The sequence below is a fragment of the Shinella zoogloeoides genome (assembly GCF_033705735.1).
In the GTDB taxonomy this organism is placed as follows: Bacteria; Pseudomonadota; Alphaproteobacteria; order Rhizobiales; family Rhizobiaceae; genus Shinella; species Shinella zoogloeoides_A.
Genome location: NZ_CP131131.1, coordinates 952,504 through 969,789, shown reverse-complemented (window position 1 = coordinate 969,789; position 17,286 = coordinate 952,504). Strand labels below are relative to the sequence as shown.

19 protein-coding genes are annotated in these 17,286 nt (G+C 66.8%); 7 read left to right on the top strand and 12 right to left on the bottom strand.

Annotated elements, in window-relative coordinates:
- Positions 1-104: 104 nt before the first annotated feature.
- The gene (locus ShzoTeo12_RS22270; protein ID WP_119255786.1) at positions 105-410 is read left to right on the top strand and encodes a hypothetical protein; all 306 of its coding nucleotides are present in this window, start codon (positions 105-107) and stop codon (positions 408-410) included.
- A 56-nt stretch (positions 411-466) separates the two neighbouring features.
- Here the strand turns inward: ShzoTeo12_RS22270 and ShzoTeo12_RS22265 are convergent, their stop codons facing one another.
- The 4 genes from ShzoTeo12_RS22265 to ShzoTeo12_RS22250 form a co-directional block, all read right to left on the bottom strand.
- Entirely contained in the window at positions 467-790 is a 324-nt protein-coding gene (locus ShzoTeo12_RS22265) for a hypothetical protein (protein ID WP_119255787.1), read from the bottom strand.
- 75 nt (positions 791-865) lie between these two features.
- Positions 866-1,885, bottom strand: a complete 1,020-nt coding sequence (locus ShzoTeo12_RS22260; protein WP_318912498.1) for a GlxA family transcriptional regulator — start codon at positions 1,883-1,885, stop codon at positions 866-868.
- 113 nt (positions 1,886-1,998) lie between these two features.
- The gene (locus tag ShzoTeo12_RS22255; protein WP_318912497.1) at positions 1,999-2,898 is read right to left on the bottom strand and encodes an SMP-30/gluconolactonase/LRE family protein; all 900 of its coding nucleotides are present in this window, start codon (positions 2,896-2,898) and stop codon (positions 1,999-2,001) included.
- Positions 2,899-2,961: 63 nt separating this feature from the next.
- Positions 2,962-3,543, bottom strand: a complete 582-nt coding sequence (locus ShzoTeo12_RS22250; RefSeq protein ID WP_318912496.1) for a TetR/AcrR family transcriptional regulator — start codon at positions 3,541-3,543, stop codon at positions 2,962-2,964.
- A 46-nt stretch (positions 3,544-3,589) separates the two neighbouring features.
- Between ShzoTeo12_RS22250 and ShzoTeo12_RS22245 the strand changes: the two genes are divergently transcribed.
- The gene (locus ShzoTeo12_RS22245) at positions 3,590-4,126 is read left to right on the top strand and encodes a dihydrofolate reductase family protein (protein WP_318912495.1); all 537 of its coding nucleotides are present in this window, start codon (positions 3,590-3,592) and stop codon (positions 4,124-4,126) included.
- Here ShzoTeo12_RS22245 and ShzoTeo12_RS22240 read toward each other — a convergent pair.
- The 6 genes from ShzoTeo12_RS22240 to ShzoTeo12_RS22215 are packed head-to-tail and all read right to left on the bottom strand — an operon-like array spanning position 4,114 to position 10,223.
- Complete coding sequence (locus ShzoTeo12_RS22240; protein WP_318912494.1) at positions 4,114-5,208, bottom strand: pyridoxal-phosphate-dependent aminotransferase family protein; 1,095 nt, start codon at positions 5,206-5,208, stop codon at positions 4,114-4,116. The two genes, ShzoTeo12_RS22245 and ShzoTeo12_RS22240, sit on opposite strands and share 13 nt — an antisense overlap.
- Positions 5,198-5,986: an ABC transporter ATP-binding protein gene (locus ShzoTeo12_RS22235; RefSeq protein WP_318912493.1), complete on the bottom strand. Its 789-nt coding sequence runs from the start codon at positions 5,984-5,986 to the stop codon at positions 5,198-5,200. Before ShzoTeo12_RS22235 ends, ShzoTeo12_RS22240 begins: the two co-directional genes overlap by 11 nt.
- Positions 5,983-6,762: an ABC transporter ATP-binding protein gene (locus tag ShzoTeo12_RS22230; protein WP_318912492.1), complete on the bottom strand. Its 780-nt coding sequence runs from the start codon at positions 6,760-6,762 to the stop codon at positions 5,983-5,985. Before ShzoTeo12_RS22230 ends, ShzoTeo12_RS22235 begins: the two co-directional genes overlap by 4 nt.
- On the bottom strand, positions 6,759-7,589 hold the full coding sequence (locus tag ShzoTeo12_RS22225) for an ABC transporter permease (RefSeq protein WP_318912491.1): 831 nt from the start codon (positions 7,587-7,589) through the stop codon (positions 6,759-6,761). Before ShzoTeo12_RS22225 ends, ShzoTeo12_RS22230 begins: the two co-directional genes overlap by 4 nt.
- The gene (locus ShzoTeo12_RS22220; protein ID WP_318912490.1) at positions 7,586-8,575 is read right to left on the bottom strand and encodes an ABC transporter permease; all 990 of its coding nucleotides are present in this window, start codon (positions 8,573-8,575) and stop codon (positions 7,586-7,588) included. Before ShzoTeo12_RS22220 ends, ShzoTeo12_RS22225 begins: the two co-directional genes overlap by 4 nt.
- A gap of 37 nt (positions 8,576-8,612) precedes the next feature.
- On the bottom strand, positions 8,613-10,223 hold the full coding sequence (locus ShzoTeo12_RS22215; protein ID WP_318912489.1) for an ABC transporter substrate-binding protein: 1,611 nt from the start codon (positions 10,221-10,223) through the stop codon (positions 8,613-8,615).
- A 269-nt stretch (positions 10,224-10,492) separates the two neighbouring features.
- Here ShzoTeo12_RS22215 and ShzoTeo12_RS22210 point away from each other — a divergent pair, with 269 nt between their 5' ends.
- Complete coding sequence (locus tag ShzoTeo12_RS22210; protein WP_318912488.1) at positions 10,493-11,596, top strand: aminopeptidase P family protein; 1,104 nt, start codon at positions 10,493-10,495, stop codon at positions 11,594-11,596.
- Positions 11,597-11,647: 51 nt separating this feature from the next.
- Here ShzoTeo12_RS22210 and ShzoTeo12_RS22205 read toward each other — a convergent pair whose 3' ends face one another.
- Both ShzoTeo12_RS22205 and ShzoTeo12_RS22200 read right to left on the bottom strand, forming a co-directional pair.
- Positions 11,648-12,274 (bottom strand): alpha/beta hydrolase, encoded by a 627-nt coding sequence (locus ShzoTeo12_RS22205; RefSeq protein WP_318912487.1) that lies wholly within the window; start codon positions 12,272-12,274, stop codon positions 11,648-11,650.
- Positions 12,275-12,411: 137 nt separating this feature from the next.
- Positions 12,412-13,098 carry a GntR family transcriptional regulator gene (locus tag ShzoTeo12_RS22200; RefSeq protein ID WP_318912486.1) on the bottom strand — a complete coding sequence of 229 codons (687 nt, stop codon included), beginning with the start codon at positions 13,096-13,098 and terminating at the stop codon, positions 12,412-12,414.
- A 256-nt stretch (positions 13,099-13,354) separates the two neighbouring features.
- Between ShzoTeo12_RS22200 and ShzoTeo12_RS22195 the strand changes: the two genes are divergently transcribed.
- From ShzoTeo12_RS22195 to ShzoTeo12_RS22180, 4 genes are read left to right on the top strand one after another with little or no spacing between them, the layout of a single operon-like run.
- Positions 13,355-14,455: an ABC transporter ATP-binding protein gene (locus ShzoTeo12_RS22195; RefSeq protein ID WP_318912485.1), complete on the top strand. Its 1,101-nt coding sequence runs from the start codon at positions 13,355-13,357 to the stop codon at positions 14,453-14,455.
- Positions 14,456-14,457: 2 nt separating this feature from the next.
- Entirely contained in the window at positions 14,458-15,381 is a 924-nt protein-coding gene (locus tag ShzoTeo12_RS22190; protein ID WP_318912484.1) for an ABC transporter permease, read from the top strand.
- Complete coding sequence (locus ShzoTeo12_RS22185; protein WP_119255802.1) at positions 15,374-16,177, top strand: ABC transporter permease; 804 nt, start codon at positions 15,374-15,376, stop codon at positions 16,175-16,177. The genes ShzoTeo12_RS22190 and ShzoTeo12_RS22185 overlap by 8 nt, the downstream gene beginning before the upstream one ends.
- Before the next feature lie 30 nt (positions 16,178-16,207).
- Positions 16,208-17,248 carry an extracellular solute-binding protein gene (locus tag ShzoTeo12_RS22180; RefSeq protein WP_119255803.1) on the top strand — a complete coding sequence of 347 codons (1,041 nt, stop codon included), beginning with the start codon at positions 16,208-16,210 and terminating at the stop codon, positions 17,246-17,248.
- Positions 17,249-17,286: the final 38 nt, after the last annotated feature.

Below are 17,286 nucleotides of genomic sequence, written 5' to 3'. Positions count from 1 at the left end.
GTCTTGCCGGCCGGCGAGATCACAGATTGAATCATCGGCGGGAACCAACTGGCACGGCGGAAGTTTCTCCTCCCGCCATTCCCACCAATGCAGGAGACATGCCCATGGCTGACGAAAAGAGCACCGGCAAGCGCACGCTCGGCGTCGTTGAAGGTCGCGACACCATTTCGGAGGAAGCGAAGACCGCCGCCGCGGAGGCCGCGGTCAGCGAGCAGATCGAGGCGCTGAAGGCGGAGATCAGCCGGTTGAAGGAATCCGCGGGCCTGATCGCCGAAGGCACGGGCCAGCTTGCGGTCGCCAAGGCGGAATCGCTGCGCGAGGACCTGCGCCAGACCATTCAGGCCAATCCGATCGCCGCCCTCGCCGGCGCTGCCCTCATCGGCTATCTCTGCGGCCTGCGCCACCGGTAGGTGATCTTTCCCGATGCCATGAAAAAAGCCCGGCAATGCCGGGCTTTCTTATACGTTCAGAACCAGCGCTGGCGGCGCGGCGGTTCGCTTTCGAGAGACCCGAGCAGATAGCCGAGCACGATGCCGGCCAGCCCCGCGCCCAGCACGAGCGTGGAAAGGGCGGCGGGATGCTCCCGCGCGGTCTGCGCGACGGCCGCGCCCTCGTTGCGCACGTATTTCGTCGCGGAGCGGACGGCGGGACGGGCTGCCTCCATGGCGCTGCCGGCGCGCTCGCGCACGGTTTCATAGGCCTCGGCACTCCGCTCGCCGAGATCCTTCTGAAGCTGGGCGATCTCGTCACGCAGGGCGGAAATCTGGGATTGGACGTCGTTGCTTGCCATTGCGGTCTCCTTGTCAGCAATCCAGACCGAACGAATGGCGCGCGGCTTGGTTCCCAGCCGCAAGGAGAATTGCGCTCAGCCTGCCTGACGCCGCCCGTCGCGGCGGATCTGCGACGGCGTGTCGCCGAAGGCGGCGCGGAAGCGCCGGGTGAAGTGCGACAGGCTCTCGAAACCGGTCTCCAGCGCGATCTCGATCAGCGGCTTGTTGGTACGCACCACCATGGTGAAGGCGGCCGCCATGCGGATCTTCATGTAGATCGCGCTCGGCGAGGCGCCCATGTCGCTCTCGAACAGCCGCTCGAGCTGGCGGCGCGAGACATTCGTCATCGTGGCGATGCTGTCGATGGACAGGAGGTCCTCGGTGTGCTGCTCCATCATCATGATGGCGAGATGCACGCGCCGGTCGCGCGCCTCCAGGCCCAACGGATTGCGCGGCTGGATGTCCGTGGCGTCGCGCCGGTGGCGGATCTGCAGGATTTCCAGCGCATTGCGCTCGGCGGCCTCGCCGACATGATGGCGCACGAGCGTTGCCGCAAGATCCGCGACGCTGCTGCCGCCGGCACAGGTCGCCACCTTGCCGTCGAAGCGGAAGATCTGCTCCGACGTCGCCTCGATATCGGGATAGCGGGCGCGGAAATCGCGGTGGTGGAGCCAGCTCACGCAGGCCGTATGCCCCTTGAGCAGGCCCGCCTCGGCAAGGATGAAGCTGCCCGTACAGAGGCCGATCAGGCCGACGCCGGCATTGACCGCCTTGCGCAGATAGGTCGTCGCATAGCTGTCGATCGGCTCCTCCACGCTGAGGAGGCCGCCGACAACGGCGATATAGTCGAAACAGGACGGGTCGGCGAAGGGCGCAGTCGGCGCGACCTGGATGCCGCTCGAGGAGGAAATGAAATTGCGCGTGCTGCTGAGCACTTCCCAGTCGCAGTTGACACGGCGGGAGCGGTCCTCGCTGTCGCTGGCAAGCCGCAGCGTGTCGACGAACAAGGCAAAGGCGGAGAGCGTGAAGCTCTTCGACAGGATGAAGCCGACGCGCAGCGCCTTAGGGGCCGACGCGGCATTCATCTCCTTCGACGTCCGAACCTCAACCGCCATCCAGTCCTCCCAAACCGTTTCGCCGGAGAATATCGTCACCGGCAAGGCCCTCGCAAGAGCCATAGCAGATTTCCCGGGCCCTCTCCATTCCCTGCCAGCGCTTTGTGGAAGGATCAGGGCCGGCGGGCGCCCCGGACGGCAAGCGACACGGCATAGAGCGAGGTAGTGGCGGTGATGAAGAGGCGGTGGCCGCCCCGCCCGCCGAAGCAGATGTTGGACACGGTCTCCGGCACGAGAATCCTGCCGAGGCGCTGGCCGTCCGGCGCGATGCAGTGCACGCCGTCGCCGGCCGAGGACCAGAGATTGCCGTTCTCGTCCACGCGCATGCCGTCCGCGCAGCCGGGCGAGATGGTGTGGAAGACATCGCCGCCCGTCAGGCTCCAGTTGCCGGCGACATCGAAGGCGCGGATATGGCGGGGATCGTCCGTGTGAATACGCCCGGTATCGGCGACATAGAGGCGCCTTTCATCCGGGCTGAAGGCGAGGCCGTTCGGGCAATTGAAGTCGGTGAGCATCGCCCGGACATGGCCGGAATGCGGATCGACGCGGTAGACGTGGCAGGCAAGCTCCTGCTCGCTGCGCGTTCCCTCGTAATCGGAAGCAATGCCGTAATGCGGATCGGTGAACCAGATCGCCCCGTCCGAGGTCACGACCACGTCGTTCGGCGAATTCAGCGGCTTGCCCTCATAGCTGTCGGCAATCACGGTGATGGCGCCGTCGTGCTCGGTGCGGGTCACGCGGCGGGTGCCGTGCTCGCAGGTCACGAGCCGGCCTTCCCGGTCACGCGTATTGCCGTTGGAGAAATTCGACGGCTCGCGGAACGTCGTGATGCCGAGCGCCGGGTTCCAGCGCAGCATGCGGTTATTGGGAATGTCCGAGAACAGCAGGCAATCGTGATCCCCGAACCAGACGGGACCCTCCGTCCAGTCGAACCCTCCGGCGAGCTTCTTCAGTGGGGCATTGCCCAGCACGAAACTCGAAAACACTGCCTCTTCCGCCTCGAAAAACGACATCCATCCCTCCTCTGCCATGAGGAAGCTTTCTAACGGCTATGGCGGCGCCCGCCTAGCCTGCCGTCAGGAAGCCGTCCCGCCGCCGCCGTCGAGCGCCCGCTCCATCCACGCTTCGAGCGCGTCGCGGATCGCCTCTTCCGCCGGCCGCTCGCGCGTGAAAGCCCACCAGATATGCGCGCCCTGCCAGATGCTCGCCATCTGCCAGCCGAGACGTTTGCCTTCCTCCACCTCGACTGAAAGGCGGCGACCAAGAGCGTCCGCGATCCGGTGCCCCCAAACCGCGCCGCGGCTGCGAAGCACGGGATTGCGGACATCTTCCCGCAACAGGAGCAGCCCGTCGGTGGCCGCTTCTTCCGCGCTCGCGGCAGGCATCAGGCGCATGAGGAAGGCGACCGCACCCGCGGGCGTCGGCGGCGTCTCCCTGTCCGCCGCTTCGGTTTCCTCGTCCAGTCGGTCCCAGGCGCGCAATAGCGTCGCCTCAAGCAAGGCTTCGCGGTCGCCGTAGCGCTGCACGAGCGTTGCCGGCGAAAGGCCGCATGCCTTCGCCGCGCGGGCGAAGGTGAGGCCGGCCGGTCCCGTCTCCCGCAAGGTTTCGAGAATCGTGTCGAGCACCGCTTCGTCGGGGATTGTCTTGTGTCTTGCCATGGCTATATATGAATATTCATTTACTTATTAATCAAGAGGATTTCCAATGGCCCGTATTCTCGGATACATCGCCGCAAGCCTCGACGGCATGATCGCCACGGCTGACGACAGTCTCGACTGGCTGTTCGAATATGATGGAATGGACCTCGGCGAACACGACTACCGCACCTTCATCAAGCGCATCCGCACGGTGGTGATGGGGCGCGGCACCTACGATTTCATCGCAAGGGACCCCTCTCCCTGGGCCTATGGAGACCAGCGGACCTTCGTCGTCACATCCGCGCCCATCGACAATCCGAAAGGTCCTCTGGAAATCCGCAGCGACATCGACGCACTGATTGCCGAGCTGCGCGCCCTCGACGATGGCGATGTCTGGATGCTCGGCGGCGGGCAGTTGCAGATGGCCTTTCTGGAACGGGGCGCACTGGACGAGATCGAGATCTATGTCATCCCGGAAATGCTCGGCGGCGGCCGGCCGCTCTTTCCGCCGACCGGCTTTCGCGCCAGCCCCGAGCTGATCGGCGTACAGGCGCTGGACCGGGGCTGCGTGCGCCTGCACTACCGCTTTTCTCAGCCGGCATAATGCGCGGCGACGGCCGCCGCTGCCGCCGCGATATCCGCCGGAAGACCAAGATTGCGGAGGGCGATCCCATAGGCCGCGACATTGCCGAGCACGGCCTCGAAGCGGGCGCGCTGGCCGGTATGGTTGAGCCGCACGAGATTTTCCGCGCCTTGGCCGACGCCCGGCGACATGTCCGTTTCGAGATGCGCCGCGGCGGCGAGGAAAGCGTCCATCCCGACGCCATCGGGCAGCCTTGCCGTCGTGACGAGATGGGAGGCGCGGCCGGCCGGGGCCGAGGGCGCCGCGCCGAGCGCGACAAGCCCGTCGCGCGCCGCCTTCGCCGCCCGGGCATGGCGGGCGAGGACGGCATCGGGGCCTTCCGCCTCGAAACGGTCGAGCGCCGCCTCCAGCGCGAAGAATTCCAGCGAGGCCGAGGTGCCGGGCAGCGCGCCGCGCCCGGCATCGAGCCAGGCCTTGCGGTCGAGCAGCGACAGCGTCGATTCCCTTGAGGTCCCTTCGGCCGTCACCAGCCGCCACGCGGCGGGGCTGACCGAAACCGCCGAGACGCCCGCCGGCCCCGCCAGCGATTTCTGCGGGCCGATCACCGCGATGTCGACGCCGAGCGCATCGACGTCGAGCGGATGGCCGCCGACCGAGGCGACGGCATCCACCACCGTCACGATGCCGCGGGCGCGGGCGGCCGCGACGATCTCCTCCAGCGGGTTGAGCACGCCGTTGGCCGATTCCGCATGGCAGAAGATGACGGCCTTCGTATCCGGATGGGCCTCGAAGGCCGCCGTCACGGTTTCCGCATCGATGGGCCGGGCGGGCTCGGCCATAAGCGTCACGACCTCCGCGCCGCCCCGCCGCAGCCAGCCGCCGAACCATGCGCCGAAGGGGCTAGTGACGATATTGATCGCCTTCAGGCCCGGCCGGGCGAGGCTTGCCGTCACCGCCTCCAGCGCCACGACGGCCTCGGTCTGGAAGAGCAGGATATCGTTCCGCGTCTTCAGAATCCGGCCCAGCCGGTCGGCGACGAGGCCGAAGCGTTCGGGCGGGAAGACGGGGGCGTCGTTCAGGGCATTCCAGCGGTCAAACGGCATTTCGGTCTTCCTGTCCGATGAGGCGCGGCACGGCGCCGACGAGCGCGCGGGCGGCGGACGATTGCGGATTGCCGATCACCTCGACCGCCGGGCCGCTCTCCACGATCCGGCCGGCATCCATGATGGCGATGCGATGGGAAACGGCGGCGAGCACCGCAAGGTCATGCGAGACGAAGAGATAGGCGATGCCGCGCTCCTCCTGCAGGGCGACGAGAAGCTCGAGCACCTTTTCGCGCAGCGAGACGTCGAGGGCCGAGACCGCCTCGTCGAGCACGATCATGGCCGGCCGCGAGGCGATGGCCCGGGCGATGGCGATGCGCTGGCGCTGGCCGCCGGAGACGTCGCGGATCGAACGGGCGGCATAGGCGGCCGGCAGGCCGACGCGGTCGAGCAGCGCCGCCACTTCCCGCCCCCGCTCGGCCTTCGGCACGATATCGTGGATGCGCAGCGGATCCTCGATCACCGAACCCACCGTGGCACGCGGATTGAAGGCGCCGAGCACGTCCTGGAAGACCATCTGCATCCGCGAGCGCCGCCGGCGCAGTTCGCCGCCGGACAGCGCGAGCCAGTCCTCGCCGCCGAAACGGACCGTGCCGGCATCGGCCGGAACGAGGCGCGTGAGGACGCGCGCCAGCGTCGATTTCCCGCTTCCCGATGCGCCGGCAAGGCCGAGCGTTTCGCCGGCCGAAAGGGTCAGCGAGACGCCGTCGAGCGCCGTCACCGTCCGGCCGCCGGAAGCGTAGCGCTTGTCGAGGTTCTTCACGTCGAGCAAGGTCATCGGCCCGCCTCGCGGATCAGCGGCGGCGTCGCGAGATCGCGGTGGCTGGCGATCAGGGCGGCGGTGTAGGCGGCTTGCGGCTTCGCGAGAACCTTGCCCGTCGCGCCCGTCTCGACCAGCATGCCGTCGCGGAAGATCGCCACGCGGTCGGCGAAGCCGGAGGCAAGCGCGATGTCGTGGGTGACGAAGACCAGCGTCATGCCGCCCTCGCGCACGAGTTCGTCGAGCAGCGCGACGATCTCTGCCTGCACCACCATGTCGAGCGCACTGGTCGGCTCGTCGGCGATCAGGAGGCCTGGCCTTGCCGCAAGCGCCGCGGCGATCGCCACGCGCTGGCGCTGGCCGCCGGAGAGCTGGTGCGGGAAGGCGCCTAGCGCCTTTGCGGGATCGGGGATATGCACCCGCTCCAGCATTTCCAGCGCGCGGGCCTCTCCTTGCCGGCGCGAAAGGCCGAGATGCCGGCGCGCCCCTTCGGCGACCTGTTCGCCGATGGTCAGCACCGGGTTGAGGCTGGCGGACGGGTCCTGGAAGACGAAGCCGATATCGCGGCCGGCGCGCGGCTGGCCCGTCGACCAGCGGAGGCTCCCGGCAACAACTGCCCCATCCGGCAGCAGGCCGGCCAGCGCCCGCGCGAAGGTGCTCTTGCCCGATCCGCTTTCGCCGATGATCGCCAGCCGCTCGCCGCCGAGGATATCGAGGTCGATGCCCTTCAGGGCGGGCATGGTCTCGCCGCGATAGGTGACGGCGAGTTGCCGTATCTCGCACAGCGCCGTCATGCCGCCCCTCCCCGGCTGGAGAGCGCCTTGCCGAGCCCTTCGCTGAGGAGATAGACGCCGACGACCGTCACGACCAGCGCGAGGCCGGGGAAGATGGAGAGGAAGGGCGAGGAGCGCAGGACGTTGCGCCCCTCGGCGATCATCGACCCCCAGGTGACGATGTTCGGGTCGCCGAGGCCGAGGAAGGAGAGCGCGGCTTCCGTCAGGATCGCGGCGGCGACAACGATGGCCGCAAGCGCCAGCACGGGCGGCAGGACGTTCGGCAGGATTTCCCGGAAGGCGATCTCCACCGGATGCATGCCGACGACGCGCGCCGAGGCGACATAGTCGCGCTCGCGCACGGACAACACCTGCGCCCGCGTCAGCCGCGCCGGATCGGCCCAGGCGCCGAGCGCGATGGCAAGCACCACGACCGGCACGGACGCCCCGATCACGCTGACGAAGGCGAGCGCCAGCAGGAAGCTCGGCACGATCTGGAAGGCGTCGACCACGCGCATCAGCGCCTCGTCGACGATGCCGCCGGCAAAGCCCGCCGCAAGGCCGACGCAAAGACCGATGGCAAGGGCGGCACACGCCGCCGCGAGCCCGACGAGGAGCGAAGTGCGCGCGCCATGCACGATCCCCGCCAGCACGTCGCGCCCCAGCCGGTCCGTGCCGAGCGGAAAGGCGGGATCGGTAAAGGGCGCGGTCAGCGCGCGGCCGGCGATGCGCAGCGGATCGCCGGGGGCAAGCACCGGCGCGAACAGCGCGACGAGGGCGAGCACAGCGAGAAGGCCGAGCCCGATGACGCCCTCCGGCGTGCGCAGCAGTTTCCGCAGCAGCCTCATGCGCTACGCTCCGAGGCCCCGACGCGCGGGTCGAGCGCGGCATAGACGATGTCGATCGCGAGATTGACGAGGATGACCAGCACCGCGCTGGTAACGATGATGCCGGTGAGCAGCGCGGTATCGCGCCCGCTCACCGCCTCCTGCGCGAGCCGCCCGAAGCCGGGAATGGCGAAGATGCTCTCGATGACGACGCTGCCGCCGAGCATCGCGGCCGATTGCAGGCCGAGCATGGTGACGAGCGGCAGCAGCGCATTGCGCGCCACATGCCGGAGCACGATCCGCGCCCGCGACAGGCCCTTCGATTGCGCGAAGAGCACGAAATCCAGCCCCCACACCTCCGCCATCCCCGCCCGCATGACGCGCAGGAAGAGCGCCATATAGACCAGCGTCAGCGTCGCGACCGGCAGGGCCAGGTGGGCGGCGATATCGGCGGCGCGGGAAAGGCCCATGCGCCCGGAGGCGATGGTCTCGATGCCCGATGTCGGCAGCCAGCGCAATTGAACGGCGAAGAGGATGCTGAGCACGAGACCGAGCCAGAAGCTGGGGATGGCGTAGAGGACGAGCGAAAGGGTCGAGAGCACCCGGTCGCGGCCGCTGCCCGGCCTCGCGCCCGCCACGATGCCGAGCGCCGAGCCGATGGCGAAGGACAGCGCCGTGGCGCTGCCCATCAGCAGCAGCGTGTTGGGCAGGCGCTCGAGGATGAGGTCGCGCACCGGCCGGTCGAAGGCGACGGACCAGCCGAGATCGAGCCTTGCGAGCGAGGAGAGATAGAGCCAGAGCCGCGCCGCCATGGACTGGTCGAGGCCGTAGGAGACCCGCAGCGACTGGGCGATGGCCGCATCCCCGCCGCCGATGGAGAGGAGATAGGCATCGACGGCATCGCCCGCCGCCGCCTCCAGCAGCAGGAATGTCAGGACGACGACGATCAGCAGCACGGGAATGCTGCCGACCGCGCGGCGTCTCAGCAATCGAAGGGCTCGGTTCACGCTGCGCCAGACCTTGCGGTGTTCTCGGCCGACCCTATCACGACTGGAGCGCGGTATCTGCCCAGTTGGAAACCGCCCAGCGCGGATTGCTGGCGACGTTCAGCACCGTGTCGCGCGCGACCGTGATGAAGCCCCATTCGGCGACGTTGATCAGCGGCAGGTCGGAGACGACCAGCTTCTGGAACTGCCGGTAAAGCTCCGTGCGCGCGGCGGTGTCGATGGTCTCCGCCGCCTTGGCGATGACGGCGTCGAGCTCCGCATTGGCATAGCCGCCCTGGTTGGAGAAGCCGACGCCGGCGGGAATGCCGGACTGCACGAGGATGGTGGTCGAGATCGCCGGATCGCCGCGGAAGACCGGCGGGGCAACGGCGAGGTCGAAATCATGGTCGGTATAGACCGCCTGCTGGTGCGCGGCGGCATCGGCATTGACCAGCGCCGCGTCGATGCCGATTTCGGCGAGCGCCTGGCGCAGGTAATCGCCGAACTGGCGCGTCTCGTTGAAATAGGGCGCGGGGCGCAGCTTCAGCGAGAAGCGCTTGCCGTCCGCGCCTTTCGCATAGCCGGCCTCGTCGAGCAGCGCATTGGCCCTGGCGACGTCGAAATCGTAGGCCGGCACGTCGGCATCGTAGAATTCCGGCGCATTCTTCGGCACGGGGCCGGTGGAGGCCGTGGCGTAGCCGAGGAAGATCGTGTCGACCACGAATTTCTTGTCAATGGCGTGAGCGATGGCCTGGCGCACCTTGAGGTCGGCCAGCTCCTTGCGGCGGTGGTTGATCTCCACGACGAGCTGGTAGGTCAGCGCCTCGTAGCCCTTGGTGATGACCTCTATGCCCGGCACCTTGGAGATGCGGTCGAGATCGGTGAGCGGCACGGCGGAGAAGGCGGCGAGCTGGATCTCCTCGGCCTCCAGCGCCGCGCCCGCACCAGCGCGGTCCGGCAGTACGCGGAAGATGATCTCGTCGAGCTTCGGCTGGCCCTTGTCCCAGTAGGCCTCGTTGCGGGTCAGGCGGTAATATTCACCGGGCTTGTATTCGGCAAAGCGGAACGGGCCGGTGCCGACGAGCTGGATATTCGCCGGGTTGGCGGCGATGTCCGTGCCTTCGTAGAGATGCTTCGGGATGACGCTGCTGACGACGGGCAGCGCATTGCGGATGAGCTGGAGCGGTGTCGGCCTGGAGAAGCGGAAGATCGCGGTCGCCTCGTCCGGCGTCTCGACGGCCTCCAGATTGGCGAAGACGATACGGCCGAGATTCTGCAGGGGTTTCCAGACCTCGAGCGCCGAGAAGGCGACGTCGGCGGAGGTGAAGGGCTTGCCGTCGTGCCAGGTCACGCCCTCGCGCAGACGGAACGTCACCGAAAGCCCGTCTTCCGAACCCTCCCAGGCGGTGGCGAGCCGCGGCGCCAGCCCATCCTTGCCGTCGAAGGACGCTTCTGCCAGCGGCTCCACCACCTTGCTCGCCACGAAGAACACGCCGTTGGAGGCGACGATGGCGGGGTTGAGGTTCTTCGGCTCGGAATCGGCCGCCACGATCAGCCTGCCGCCGGACGGCGCATCCTGAGCGAAAGCAAGCGTCGGCAGGGCCGTGGAGGCCAGCAGCGCCGCCGCGGCTTGCAAGAAGGTACGCCGGGTTGGGGTCGCGGTCAGCATCTCTCTCTCCTGCTTCGACATGTCGTTCGCGATAGTGGTGGCGAATCGCCCTCAATGACAGAGAGGAAATTCTCTCGGCCCGCCTTGCAAGAACAAATTGTTGCGGGTCGGCCTTCGAGGCTTCCCGCCTCTCCATTGCAGCCTTGCCGCGGGCGGAGTATGCCGCGCTTTACGAGTGCAATACGGTTGGTGTGCCGAGCCGCCGGGCTCGCGCGAAACGCCCTCGGCAGCCGTATCGTCATTCCCGCCACCTGAACGAGGACAAGACCATGAACGAACAGACCGCCGCCCGCCTCAAGGCCCTGCGCCAGCGCATGGCGGAGACCGGAACCGGCCTCCTCGCCGTCGCGCCCGGCTCCCACATGGACTGGGTGCTGGGCTTCCATCCGCATCCCGACGAGCGCCCCTGCCTGCTGCTCATCGGCCCGGAGAAGGAGGCCTTCCTGATGCCGGCGCTGAATGCCGAGGGCACCCGCGAATTCACCGATATCGCCTTCCACAACTGGGCGGATGAGGAAGGCCCGGACTCGGCCCTGCGCGCGGCGCTGTCGGCCATCGGCGCTGAAGCGCCGGGCCTCGTCGCGCTGGACGAGACGATGCGGGCGGATTTCGCCCTGCTGCTCCTCGACGCACTGCCCGCCGACACGCGCCGCGACTTCACGCCGGCAACGCTCGGCGGCCTTCGCATGCGCAAGGACGACAGCGAATATGCAAGGCTGAAGATGAATGCCGGCATCGCCGACCGCGCCATGGAAGCGGCCTTCGCGGCGATCAGGCCGGGCATGACCGAGAAGGAGCTTGCCGCCGAAATCCGCGCGCACTTTTCCTCGGAAGGCGCTTCGCCGCAATTCTGGATCGTCGGCGCAGGCGGCAACGGCGCCTTCCCGCACCATTCGGCCAGCGACCGGGTCATCCGGGAGGGCGACGCGGTGGTGATCGACATCGGCGGGCGCAAGCAGGGCTTCCCCTCCGATATCACCCGCATGGCCGTCGTCGGCATGCCGCCGGAAGGCTATGGCGAGATCCACACCATCGTCGAGAAGGCCGTGCAGGCCGCGCTCAAGGCCGCCCGTCCGGGCGTCGTGGCGCGCGAGGTGGATGCCGCGGCCCGCAAGGTCATCGCCGATGCGGGCTATGGCGACTATTTCGTGCACCGCACGGGCCACGGCATGGGCATCGACGGGCATGAACCGCCCTACATCACCGCAACCTCCGAAACGGTGCTGGAGGAAGGCATGGTCTTCTCCATCGAGCCCGGCATCTACCTGCCCGGCCGTTTCGGCATCCGCTTGGAGGACATCGTGATCCTGCGCGAGAACGGGCCGGAAGTCCTTTCCTCCCTGCCGCGCACGGTTCACATCGCGCGAATCTGACATCATCAGGGGCGGCGCTGCCTCGCAACGCCGCCCCGGACGAAAACCTTCTCAGTTGAGCGCGAGTCCTGCGCCGGCGACGGCGTGGGTGAAAAGCCGACTATCTCCGACGGGAGCAAGGGCGGACCGCTCCTTCAGCAGTTCGAGGAAGTCGTGGCCTGCCGCCCACCGGCCGAAACCGCTCGCGACATTGATATGGCCGGCCGCGCCGATATCGATCAGGTCACTGCCCCAGGCTCGCGCGGTTCGGCGCAGCCGGTCGAGCGGCATGTAGGGATCGTTGAGGCTGCCGACCACGAGCGTCGGGAACGGCAGGCGGCGGAGCGGCATCGTACCGAAGCGGACGATACAGGGATGGAGCGTCTCGGTGGCGTCGAGGTCGCAGGGCGCTACGAGCAGCGCGCCGCGGATGCGCGCGGCGAGCGGGCTTTCGGCGAAATGCGCCGCCAGCACGCAGCCGAGACTGTGCCCGACGAGCCAGACGTCCCGGCCGATCATCTCGACCTGCCGCGCCAGTTCCTCCAGCCAGCGCCCGCGATCCGGGCAGGCCCAGTCATATTGCTCGACGACGCGGCTCTCCGGATTGTCGCGCGCCCAGTGGCGCTGCCAGTGCCCCTCCGGCGAGCCGTTGAGGCCGGGAAGGATGAGCGTATCGACGGGATGATCGAGCGACGGCATGGCAGGCCTCCTTTGCGGGACGGGATCTGCCGGAATGATGCGCGTGACCGTCACCGCGCGTAAGGAAGGCGCTGCTCCAGTCTGCAAAATCCATAAAAATTCTTTGCAATTCGCCCCGGGCGCGGATGACTGCCGGCCTAAGCGCTCCTGCCGCGCGCGGCGACCCGCTCGAAATGCCCCCGGCCGAGATGGCCCGCGCCGTCGCGGATATCGGCGGCGATCGCCGCCTTGAGCGCGGCGGCGTCCCGGTTGACGATGGCGGCGAGCGCCTCGGCATGCCGGTCGACCTGATAGGTTTCCGACAGGGTCTCGCCGGCCCGGCGCATGAAGGGGCCGAGACGCAGCCAGAGGGATTCGATGAGCGGCAGCATGACGGTGCCCGGCCGCGCCTCGTAGAGACAGCGGTGAAAGTCGAAATTGGCCTCCACCAGCCGCCCGAAATCGGCGGCGGCCAGCGCCTCGTCGGCAAGCCGGTCCAAAGCCCGAAGACGCGAAAGCCGCGCCTCGTCGACGAAGGGCATGGCCCGCTCGGCGGCCCGCGTTTCCAGCGCGAGGCGGGCTTCCAGCACCTCCTCGAAGCTCTGGCGGTCGAGATCGGGGACGCGGACGCGGCGATTGTCGAGCAGTTCCAGCGCCCCGTCCGCCACGAGGCGATGGAGCGCTTCGCGCACCGGCATGGCGCTGACGCCCAGCGCCTCCGCCAGGCCGTTGATCGTCACGGGATCGCCGGGCTCGAACTGGCCCGTCATGATGCCGCGCCGCAGGACGCGATACACCCATTGCTTGGCGGATTCGGACACCTCCCGGCCGCGTGCAACCAGCATGCTGAAACCCTCCCTCCGCACGACGCCGCTCTCCCGGCGGTCATCGTCTCAGGGCTGAATTTCCGGGCTTTTGCACGCAGGGCGGATAAATCTGCAAAGCCCAAAATCGCCCTTTACAGATTTGATCAAATTATGATTTGTTGTGATCATAAGCAAGTCAAGCCTATCACATAAGAGCCGTGATCAGCGGTCGGACAGAAACAGCCGGCGGTTTGGGCAGAGGAAGCTCGGGCGCCGGTCGAAAAACGGGGAACCGATGACTGAGACCCGAACGACCGCCGCCCATGGCGGTGCCATCGGCATGCATGGCATCAAGAAGTGGTTCGGCAGCTTCCAGGCAGTCAATGACGTGACGCTGGATATCCGCCCGAACGAGTTCTTCACCCTTCTGGGGCCTTCGGGCTGCGGCAAGACCACGCTCCTTCGGATGATCGCCGGCTTCGAGCTGCCCACCGAGGGGCAGGTCCTGCTCGACGGCACGGACATTTCACGGCTCCTGCCGAACCAGCGCCCGGTCAACACCGTCTTCCAGAACTACGCCCTCTTCCCGCACCTGACCGTCGCCGAGAACATCGGCTTCGGCCTGAAGATGCTCGGCAAGCCGAAGGCGGAGATCGACGGCGTCGTCGCCGACATGCTGAAGCTCGTGCATCTCGAAGGGCGCGGCGACAATCCGGTGACGCAGCTTTCCGGCGGCCAGCAGCAGCGCGTGGCCCTCGCCCGCGCCCTTGCGCCGAGGCCCAAGGTGCTGCTTCTCGACGAACCGCTTTCGGCCCTCGACCTCAAGCTGCGCAAGTCCATGCAGATGGAACTGAAGCGCCTGCAGCTCGAAACGGGCATCACCTTCGTCTTCGTCACGCACGACCAGGAGGAAGCCCTCACCATGTCCGACCGCATCGCGGTCATGTCGACGGGCACGGTGCGGCAGGTCGGCTCGCCCTGGGAGATCTACGACCGTCCGGCCGAGCGCTTCGTGGCCGATTTCATCGGCGAGACGAATTTCCTCGAGGCCGACGTCGTTTCCGTCGCCGACGGTAAAGCGCGCGTGCGCCTCTCCTCCGGCGCGGAAATCTCCGCCACCTTCCCGGCCAGCCTGACGCCGGCGGGCAAGGTCACCATCGTCGTCCGCCCGGAACACGCGCAGGCCGGCGCCCCCTCGCCCGCCGCGCTGCTACGCGGCATCGTCCACGAGATCGTCTATCTCGGCACGGATACGCATCTTCACGTCCGGCTCGACGACGGCAAGAGCTTCATGGTGCGCCAGCAGAATGCCCGCAGCGGCCATTGCGGTTTCTCCAAGGGAGACCCGATCGGCATCGGCTTCAGCGACGACGTCGCCCAGATCCTGAGGGACTGACGATGAACGGCGCACAGGAAGCCGCCGTCGCGGCCAGGAAAAAGGACATCCGCTCCCGCTGGCTGCTCAGCGCACCGGCCCTCATCATCATCTTCGTCGCGGCCGTCGGGCCGCTCTTGGTCATGCTGCTCTATTCCTTCATGGCCAAGGGTGACTATGGCGACGTCCGGTTCGGCGAGTTCTCGCTGGACGGCTGGACCTCGGTCTTCTTCGAGCGCGACATCTTCGACGACACTCTCGGGCTTGCCGATGCGCATCTCTCCATCATCTGGCGCTCGCTGCAACTCTCCTTCTTCACGACCATCCTGACGCTGGTCCTCGGCTTCCCGACGGCCTATTTCATCGCGACGCGGCCGCCGCATACCCGCGAAATCTGGGTCTTCCTCGTTACCATCCCGTTCTGGACGAACCTCCTGATCCGCACCTTCGCGATGCAGCAGGTCATCCGCAACGAGGGGCTCCTGAACAACGCCCTCATCTGGCTCGGCATCATCAAGCAGCCATTGCAGATCATGTACACGGACACGGCCAACCTCCTCGGCATGACCTATGTCTACCTGCCGCTGATGGTGCTGCCGCTCTATGCGTCGATCGAGAAGCTCGATTTCCGGCTGGTGGAGGCCGGATACGATCTCTATGCCACGCGCTTCCAGGTGCTCCGCCGGATCGTCATTCCGCTGGTCAAGCCCGGCCTCATCGCCGGTTCGATCCTCGTCTTCATCCCCTCGCTCGGCGCATACGTCATTCCGCGCGTGCTGGGTGGCGGCAAGAACATGATGCTGGGCAACCTGATCGAGATGCAGTTCGGCTCGGGCCGCAACTGGCCGCTCGGCGCGGCGATGTCCATCACGCTGATGGCTCTCGTCATGGTCGCGCTCATCGTCTATGTCCGCAATGCCTCGCGCGGAGGAGCCGGTCATGCTTAGATCGCGTTTCGACGTCCGTGCCCAGCCCGGCTTCGGGCTCATCACCCTCTTCACCTTCTTCGCGCTCTACCTGCCCATTGCCGCGCTGGTCATTTACTCCTTCAACGGGGCGGAATCGCTTTCCCGTTGGGACGGGTTTTCGACGCGCTGGTTCGTGGCGGCATGGCGGAACGCCGCCGTGCAGGACGCTGCCGTCCGCTCGATGGTCATCGCCGTGTGGGCCGCGCTCCTTGCGACGGTCGCAGCGACCATGGCCGCGCTCGCGACGACGCGAACGCAGCCCTATCGCGGCCTCACCTTCAAATATGCGCTCATCAACCAGCCGCTCATGGTGCCGGAGATCGTCACGGCGGTCGCGCTCTTGATCGTCTTCTCGCGCATCAAGGTCTGGACCGGCTATTCCGGCCTTGGCTACCTGATCGCGGCTCATACCGCCTTCTGCATTCCCTTCGCCTACCTGCCGATCCGCGCCCGCCTCGAAAGCATGGACCTGACGCTGGAGCGGGCGGCGGCCGATCTCTACGCGACGCCGTGGAAGACGTTCCGCTACGTCACCCTGCCGCTGCTGCGTCCGGCGATCATCGCGGGCTTCATGCTGGCCTTCGTCATCTCGCTCGACGACGTCGTCATCACCGAATTCGTCAAGTCCGGTGGCCAGGACACGTTGCCGACCTACATGCTTGGCCAGCTCCGGCGCGAAACCTCGCCCGAGATCAACGCGATCGCCACGGTCTTCCTTGCGCTCTCCACGGCGCTGGTCGTGGTCTTCTTCTTCATCAACAGAAAAAAGCAATAAGCATCGGACAAACCACAGAGAGGAACGGAAATGAAAACGAAATGGATGACGACGACGGCGATGGCGGCAGTCGGCCTGCTTGCCCTTGCGAACGCCGCCTCGGCTGCCGGCGAGCTCAACATCTACAACTGGGGTGACTACACCAACCCGGAGCTCGTCAAGAAGTTCGAAGCCAAGTACGACGTGAAGGTCACGGTCACCGACTACGATTCCAACGACACGGCGCTCGCCAAGGTCCGCGCCGGCGGCCATGGCTTCGACCTCGTCGTACCTTCGGCCAACTACGTGCAGATCTGGGTGAAGGAAGGCCTCCTGCAGGAAGCCCGTCCAGACCAGATGGAGAACTTCAAGAATGTCGACGAGCGCTGGGTCGACGTTCCGTGGGATCCGGGCCGCCATTACACCGTTCCGTGGCAGTGGGGCCTGACGGGCATCGGCGTCAACACCTCCGTCTACAAGGGCGACATCAACACCTCGGCGATCTTCCTCGATCCGCCACCGGAACTGGTCGGCAAGCTCAATGTCGCGCCGGAAATGAACGACGTGCTCTTCGCCACGATCAAGTATTTCGGCGGCGACTGGTGCACCATGGACAAGGAGGTCCTGCGCAAGGTCCGCGACAAGCTGGTCGAGGCAAAGGCCAAGTGGCTCGCCATGGACTACAGCGTGACGGAGAAGCTGCCGGCCGGCGACTATGCCGGCGTCTATTACTGGAACGGCGCCATCATGCGCTCGCGCCTGAAGAACCCGGACATCAAGTTCGGCTATCCGAAGGAAGGCTTCCCCTACTTCATGGACAGCGTCGCGCTGCTGAAGGACGCGAAGAACACCGAAAACGCCAAGCTCTTCATGAACTTCATCATGGAGCCGGAGAACGCGGCGCTGATCTCGGCCTTCGCCAAGTATGCAAACGGCATCAAGGGCTCGGAAAAGTTCCTGCCGGCGGAAATGCAGTCGGCGCCCGAACTGGTCGTGCCGCCTGAATTCGAGAAGGCCGGCGAATTCCTCGCAACCTGCGAGCCGGAGACGCAGCAACTCTACACGAAGATCTGGACCGAACTGCAGAAGTAAGCGGCAAGGCCGCGCAATATACGAGGACAGCCCCGGGC

What these genes read in the sequence shown, in the direction of transcription:
- ShzoTeo12_RS22270 (WP_119255786.1), top strand. Translation starts at nt 105, where the DNA reads ATGGCTGACGAAAAGAGCACCGGCAAGCGCACGCTCGGCGTCGTTGAA.
- ShzoTeo12_RS22265 (WP_119255787.1), bottom strand. Translation starts at nt 790, where the DNA reads ATGGCAAGCAACGACGTCCAATCCCAGATTTCCGCCCTGCGTGACGAG.
- ShzoTeo12_RS22260 (WP_318912498.1), bottom strand. Translation starts at nt 1,885, where the DNA reads ATGGCGGTTGAGGTTCGGACGTCGAAGGAGATGAATGCCGCGTCGGCC.
- ShzoTeo12_RS22255 (WP_318912497.1), bottom strand. Translation starts at nt 2,898, where the DNA reads ATGTCGTTTTTCGAGGCGGAAGAGGCAGTGTTTTCGAGTTTCGTGCTG.
- ShzoTeo12_RS22250 (WP_318912496.1), bottom strand. Translation starts at nt 3,543, where the DNA reads ATGGCAAGACACAAGACAATCCCCGACGAAGCGGTGCTCGACACGATT.
- ShzoTeo12_RS22245 (WP_318912495.1), top strand. Translation starts at nt 3,590, where the DNA reads ATGGCCCGTATTCTCGGATACATCGCCGCAAGCCTCGACGGCATGATC.
- ShzoTeo12_RS22240 (WP_318912494.1), bottom strand. Translation starts at nt 5,208, where the DNA reads ATGCCGTTTGACCGCTGGAATGCCCTGAACGACGCCCCCGTCTTCCCG.
- ShzoTeo12_RS22235 (WP_318912493.1), bottom strand. Translation starts at nt 5,986, where the DNA reads ATGACCTTGCTCGACGTGAAGAACCTCGACAAGCGCTACGCTTCCGGC.
- ShzoTeo12_RS22230 (WP_318912492.1), bottom strand. Translation starts at nt 6,762, where the DNA reads ATGACGGCGCTGTGCGAGATACGGCAACTCGCCGTCACCTATCGCGGC.
- ShzoTeo12_RS22225 (WP_318912491.1), bottom strand. Translation starts at nt 7,589, where the DNA reads ATGAGGCTGCTGCGGAAACTGCTGCGCACGCCGGAGGGCGTCATCGGG.
- ShzoTeo12_RS22215 (WP_318912489.1), bottom strand. Translation starts at nt 10,223, where the DNA reads ATGCTGACCGCGACCCCAACCCGGCGTACCTTCTTGCAAGCCGCGGCG.
- ShzoTeo12_RS22210 (WP_318912488.1), top strand. Translation starts at nt 10,493, where the DNA reads ATGAACGAACAGACCGCCGCCCGCCTCAAGGCCCTGCGCCAGCGCATG.
- ShzoTeo12_RS22205 (WP_318912487.1), bottom strand. Translation starts at nt 12,274, where the DNA reads ATGCCGTCGCTCGATCATCCCGTCGATACGCTCATCCTTCCCGGCCTC.
- ShzoTeo12_RS22200 (WP_318912486.1), bottom strand. Translation starts at nt 13,098, where the DNA reads ATGCTGGTTGCACGCGGCCGGGAGGTGTCCGAATCCGCCAAGCAATGG.
- ShzoTeo12_RS22195 (WP_318912485.1), top strand. Translation starts at nt 13,355, where the DNA reads ATGACTGAGACCCGAACGACCGCCGCCCATGGCGGTGCCATCGGCATG.
- ShzoTeo12_RS22190 (WP_318912484.1), top strand. Translation starts at nt 14,458, where the DNA reads ATGAACGGCGCACAGGAAGCCGCCGTCGCGGCCAGGAAAAAGGACATC.
- ShzoTeo12_RS22185 (WP_119255802.1), top strand. Translation starts at nt 15,374, where the DNA reads ATGCTTAGATCGCGTTTCGACGTCCGTGCCCAGCCCGGCTTCGGGCTC.
- ShzoTeo12_RS22180 (WP_119255803.1), top strand. Translation starts at nt 16,208, where the DNA reads ATGAAAACGAAATGGATGACGACGACGGCGATGGCGGCAGTCGGCCTG.